The sequence below is a fragment of the Acidobacteriota bacterium genome, assembly GCA_040752915.1.
GTDB lineage: Bacteria > Acidobacteriota > UBA4820 > UBA4820 > DSQY01 > JBFLVU01.
Map to the genome: position 1 here is coordinate 4,793 of JBFMHB010000082.1, position 5,401 is coordinate 10,193.

Annotated in this window: 6 protein-coding genes and 1 pseudogene; all 7 read left to right on the plus strand. The window is 67.7% G+C overall.

Going from position 1 to position 5,401, the window contains the following annotated elements; translation table 11 throughout:
* Nucleotides 1–1,372: aconitase family protein (locus AB1824_11920; protein ID MEW5765671.1), on the plus strand; the 1,372-nt coding region annotated here is incomplete at its 5' end.
* A gap of 104 nt (nt 1,373–1,476) precedes the next feature.
* Nucleotides 1,477–2,736: a 3-isopropylmalate dehydratase large subunit gene (locus AB1824_11925; GenBank protein ID MEW5765672.1), complete on the plus strand. Its 1,260-nt coding sequence runs from the start codon at nt 1,477–1,479 to the stop codon at nt 2,734–2,736.
* A 74-nt stretch (nt 2,737–2,810) separates the two neighbouring features.
* Nucleotides 2,811–2,990, plus strand: a pseudogene (locus tag AB1824_11930) (GxxExxY protein).
* A gap of 79 nt (nt 2,991–3,069) precedes the next feature.
* Nucleotides 3,070–3,192: a hypothetical protein gene (locus AB1824_11935; protein ID MEW5765673.1), complete on the plus strand. Its 123-nt coding sequence runs from the start codon at nt 3,070–3,072 to the stop codon at nt 3,190–3,192.
* 16 nt (nt 3,193–3,208) lie between these two features.
* Nucleotides 3,209–3,697, plus strand: coding sequence for a 3-isopropylmalate dehydratase (locus AB1824_11940; GenBank protein MEW5765674.1), 489 nt, complete (start codon nt 3,209–3,211; stop codon nt 3,695–3,697).
* Between the two features lie 139 nt (nt 3,698–3,836).
* Complete coding sequence (locus AB1824_11945) at nt 3,837–5,054, plus strand: aldolase/citrate lyase family protein (protein ID MEW5765675.1); 1,218 nt, start codon at nt 3,837–3,839, stop codon at nt 5,052–5,054.
* 106 nt (nt 5,055–5,160) lie between these two features.
* Nucleotides 5,161–5,401: citrate lyase subunit alpha (locus tag AB1824_11950; GenBank protein MEW5765676.1), on the plus strand; the 241-nt coding region annotated here is incomplete at its 3' end.

A 5,401-nucleotide genomic window follows, 5' to 3' on the forward strand; every position in this document is an offset into this window, starting at 1 on the left:
CAAGATCTGGTTCAAGGTGCCGCCCACGGTGCGCATCGAGCTGCGCGGAGAGCCCTCGCCCTCGGCCTCGCCCAAGGACGTGGCCCTGGCCATGCTGCGGCGCTTCGGGGCAAACGGACTGCTGGGCTGCGCCGGCGAGGTGACGGGGCCCTACGCCGAGTCCCTGGACCTGGCCGGACGCATCACCCTCGCGAGCCTGGCCAGCGAGATGGGGGCCATCCTCCTGCTCTTTCCGCCCAGCGCCGCCGTGGTGGACCACTGCCGCCGGGCCACGGGTCGGGACGACTGGAGCCCGGTCTTCGCCGACCCCGGAGCCGCCTACGAGCGCACCGAACGGGTGGACATCGGCGGACTCGGGCCCATGGTGGCCCGGCCCGGGCATCCCGAGGACGCCGTGGCCCTCGACGAGGTAAGGGGCCGAAAGATCGACTCGGTCTTCATCGGCTCCTGCACCAACGGCCGCTACGAGGACCTCGAGGCGGCGGCCCGGGTCCTGAGGGGCCGGAGGGTGGCGCCCGGCGTGGTGCTCAAGGTGGTTCCCTCCACCGACGCCATGTGGCGAAGGGCCCTGAGCGAGGGCCTCTTCGAGGTCTTCAAGGAGGCGGGGGCCCTCATCTCCAACGCCGGGTGCGGCGGTTGCGCCGCGGGCCAGGTGGGCCAGAACGGCCCCGGCGAGGTGACGGTCTCCACGGGAAACCGCAATTTCGCGGGCAAGCAGGGCAAGGGCGAAGTCTACCTCGCCAGCCCCGCCGTGGCGGCGGCTTCGGCCGTGGCCGGCGTGCTGACGGACCCCGACCATATCCCGAGCGAGCCCGCGGTCTGGACGCCTTCCCGGCCGGCGGCCGCCCCCGCCCCCAAGGCCGACACGGCGGTTCGCGCTCCGAAACCCCTCGTGATCACGGGGCGTGTGTGGGTGATCCGGAAGGACAACATCGACACCGACATGATCTTCCACAACCGCCACCTCGCCATCACCCGGCTCGAGGAGATGGGGCCTCACGCCTTCGGCAACCTCCCGGGATGGGAGGACTTCGCCTCCAAGGCACGGCCCGGAGACCTCGTGGTGACGGGCGCCAATTTCGGCGCGGGCTCCTCGCGCCAGCAGGCCGTGGACTGCTTCAAGGCCCTGGGGATCGCCGCCATCGTGGCCAAGTCCTTCGGGGCCATCTACGAGCGCAACGCCATCAACGCCGGATTTCCCATCGTGGCGAGCGCCCTGTGCGATTCGGACATCCGGGACGGGGAGGAGGTCTCCGTGGACCTCGCGGGCGGGGTCATCCGCCGGGCCGACGGGCGCGAGGTCAAGGCCCAGCCGTGGCCCGACGTCCAGATCCAGACCTACCTCCGCGGCGGCCTGCTGGGGCAAAGCTGATCCACAGGGAGGACGGGAGGACCGGAGGTGTTTCATTTGAATCCCGAACGCCTCGCCTCCCTCCCGTCCTTCCTGTGACACAGAAAACCGAAAGGTGACCACCAATGGGCAAGACGTTTGCGGAGAAGGTGCTGGCGAGGAAGGCGGGGCTGGATTCGGTGGTGCCGGGGCAGATCGTGACCGTCAAGCCGGACCACCTGCTGATGCACGACAACACCAGCGCCATCGTGGGAAAGATCGCCGAGGACCTGAAGACTTACGGGCTCGTGGACCGCGGCCTTCCCGTCATCGCCATCGACCACGTGGTGCCCGCCGTGGACGAAAAGACGGCCCTGGGCCACGCGAAGATCCGCCAGTTCGTGAAGGACTACGGCGTGAGCCACTTTTTCGACGTGGGGGAGGGCGTTTGCCATCAGCTCATGGTGGAAAAGGGCCTGGCCCTTCCGGGTCGGCTCGTGCTGGGCTCCGACAGCCACACGTGCATGTACGGCGCGCTCAACGCCTTTTCGACGGGCATCGACCGAACCGAAGCGGCGGTGCTTCTCCTCACGGGCGAGACGTGGCTGAGGGTGCCTCAGACCATCCGGGTGACGCTGAGGGGCGCCTTGCCCCGGGGCGTCATGGGCAAGGACCTCGTCCTCCGGATCATCGGCGACATCGGGGCCGACGGGGCCAACTACAAGGCCGTCGAGTTCCACGGCGACCTTTCCGCCCTGCCCCAGGACGACCGCTTCACCGTGGCCAACATGGGCATCGAGATGGGCGCCAAGCTGGCGGTCTTTCCCGTGGACGCCGCCACCGAGGCGTACCTGCGCGAGCACGCCCCGGGCGCCCCGTACGAAGCCGTCTGGGCCGACGCCGACGCCTCCTATGGCCAGGAACTGGACTACGACCTCTCGTCCCTGGAGCCGGTGGTGGCCAAACCGCACACGGTGGATAACGTGGCCCCCGTCTCCGAGGTCAAGGGCCTCGCCGTCCAGCAGGCCTACCTCGGCACCTGCACCAACGGGCGCCTGAGCGACCTGAGGCTCGCCGCGGCGATCCTGAAGGGCAAGCGCGTCGCCCCCGGCGTCCGCCTGCTCGTCATTCCCGCCAGCCGGAGCATCTTCCAGGCGGCCATCGCCGACGGGACCCTCGCGGCGCTCGTGGAGGCGGGCGCCCTGGTGGGTCCTCCCGGCTGCGGGCCGTGCCTGGGCGCCCACCAGGGGCTCCTGGCCCCGGGGGAGCGGTGCGTCTCCTCCTCCAACCGGAACTTCCAGGGGCGCATGGGCAGCAAGGAAGCCGAGGTGTACCTCGCAAGCCCCCTCACCGTCGCCGCCAGCGCCCTGACCGGCGTCCTCACCGACCCACGGGAAGTCATTTGAACAGGGAGGACAGGAGGAAAGGGAGGAGAAACGTGCTTCGAGATGAATTGACCGAGACGGTCATCGGATGTGCGATGGAAGTGCATTCCCATTTGGGTTCTGGATTATTGGAGAGTGTCTACGAAGAATGCGTCTGCCGAGAACTGGCAGAAAATCACATCGCCTTTGAACGGCAAGTAGCCATGCCCACCGAGTACAAAGGCGTCCGGCTGGACTGCGGATACAGGGTGGACATCCTGTTGCCTGAGCGCCTGATTATTGAAATGAAGTCGGTCGAGCGCCTTCTTCCCGTGCACCAAGCACAACTCATTAACCTACCTTCGGCTTGCTCGGATCCCTGTCGGGTTGCTCATGAATTTCAATGTCGCCCACTTGAGAAACGGACTTCGCAGACTCAGCGCCGAAGGCCCGCATATGAAACGTCCCTCCCGTCCTCTCGTCCTCCCTGTGAAATGAGCCCCTGGAGTTGATCATGGCGACGTTCAAGTACGGCGACGATGTGAACACGGACCTGCTCTTTCCCGGGCGGTATACCTATACCTGCGCCAAGGCGGAGGAGATCCTGCCGCACCTTCTGGAGGACCTGGACCCGGGGTTCGCCGGGAAGGTGCGTCCGGGGGACGTGATTCTCGCGGGCAAGAATTTCGGGTGCGGGTCGAGCCGCGAACAGCCCGCCCTGGGCCTCAAGGCGGCGGGCATTCAGGCGGTGGTGGCCAAGAGCTTCGCCCGCATCTTCTTCCGCGCCGCCACGAACCAGGGGCTCCTTCTGGTCGAATGCCCCGAAGCCGTGGAGGCGTACAATCCAGGGGACGAAGTCTCGTTGGACGTGGGGGCCGGAACGATCACCGTGGGCGGACGGTCCTTCGCCTTCCCGGCCCTGCCCCCCGAGATGCTTGCCATCCGAAACGCCGGCGGCCTGCTTCCCTACGCCCGAAAGAAACTGAGAGAAACCAGGAGATAATCCACGAGGAGGAAGGGAGGACGGAGAGAATCTACAGGGAGGGCGGGAGGACGGGAGGATGAATGAAGAGAGACAGGAAAGAAGAGAGGGTTACTTCCCGCGCCTCCTGTCCTCCCTGTGAAAGGAACTGGAGCTGGCCATGAACGAGATCGGTGAAGCGGGGCGGCGTGGGGAGAAAGTCCGCAGCGACGGCTGGGTGCGGGTGGAGCCGAAGGCCCGCGGCGGGATCCGCCTCCTTGTGACCACGAAAGTGGAGGCCATGTACGGCGAGGCCGTCCGGGCCACATGCGCGAAGGGCCTCGAGACCCTCGGCGTGCGCCACGCCGCCGTGACGGTGGAGGACCACGGGGCCCTGGATTTTGTCCTCCTGGCCCGGCTGGAAGCCGCCGTGAAGCGGGCGGGCCTGGGCGGGGAGCGGGAGGCCCTTCCGGAACCCGGCCCCGGCTTCGGTGCCCGGAGCAGCCGGGAACGATTCCGCCGCTCGCGCCTCTACCTTCCCGGAAACGAGCCCAAGTTCTTCCTCAACGCCGCCCTCCACGAGCCCGACGCCGTGATCCTCGACCTCGAGGATTCGGTGGCGCCCCCGGAAAAGGACGCCGCGCGGATCCTGGTCCGCAACGCCTTGCGGTCCGTGGATTTCGGAACGTGCGAGCGCACCGTGCGCATCAACCAGGGCGAGCGGGGCCTTCTGGACGTGGACGCCGTGGTCCCACAGAACGTCCACATGATCCTCATCCCCAAGGTCGAGTCGGCCCAGCAGGTCCGGGCGGTGGACGAGCGGGCTGAAAAGGCGCGCAAGGCCGCCGGGCTCAAGGCTCCGGTCCTTCTCATGCCCATCATCGAGAGCGCCCTGGGGTGCTTCCGTGCCCTCGAGATCGCCACGGCGAGCCCCAACGTGGCCGCCCTCACCATCGGGCTGGAGGACTACACCGCCGACATCGGCGCCCCGCGAACGGCGGAGGGCCGCGAATCTCTCTGGGCCCGGCAGGTCGTCGTGAACGCGGCGAGAGCGGCGGGGGTCGCTCCCATCGACACCGTCTTCTCCGACGTCGCCGACATGGAGGGCCTGCGGGAGGCCTGCCTCGAAGCCAAGGCCCTGGGCTTCGAGGGAAAGGGATGCATCCACCCGCGGCAGGTGCCCGTGGTCCACGAGGCCTTCGCCCCCTCGCTCGAGGAGGTGGAGAAGGCGAAGCGCGTGGTCCTGGCCTTCGAAGAGGCGGAAAAGAAAGGCCTGGGGGTCGTGGCCCTCGGGAGCAAGATGGTCGACCCCCCCGTCGTCAAGCGCGCACTGCGGACCGTGAAGATGGCCGAAGCCCTGGGGCTCCTGCCCCGGAACTGGAGAAGAGAACGGAAATGAATCACAGGGAGGAAGGGAGGACAGGAGGCGACCCTGGAAAGAGAAATACCGAAAGGGGTTTTCTCCCATTCCTCCCGTCCTCCCTGTGAAATCTAGGGGTGGTCTCATGACCAAGGTAGAGCTGAAGAAGAACGCGGCCGGGCGGTGGGTTCCGGCGGTGGTGAACGGCCGGAGGCAGGTGCCGTACCGCGGCGTGGACGAGCACGTGGCGAAGGGGCGCAAGGCCGCCCCGCCCATCGCGAGCGCGGCGAGGTACCCGGGGAACGGCGACAAGCGGGTGAAGACCCTGGCGGAGGCCCTGGAGGCCTGCGGGCTTTCGGACGGCATGACCCTCTCCACGCACCACC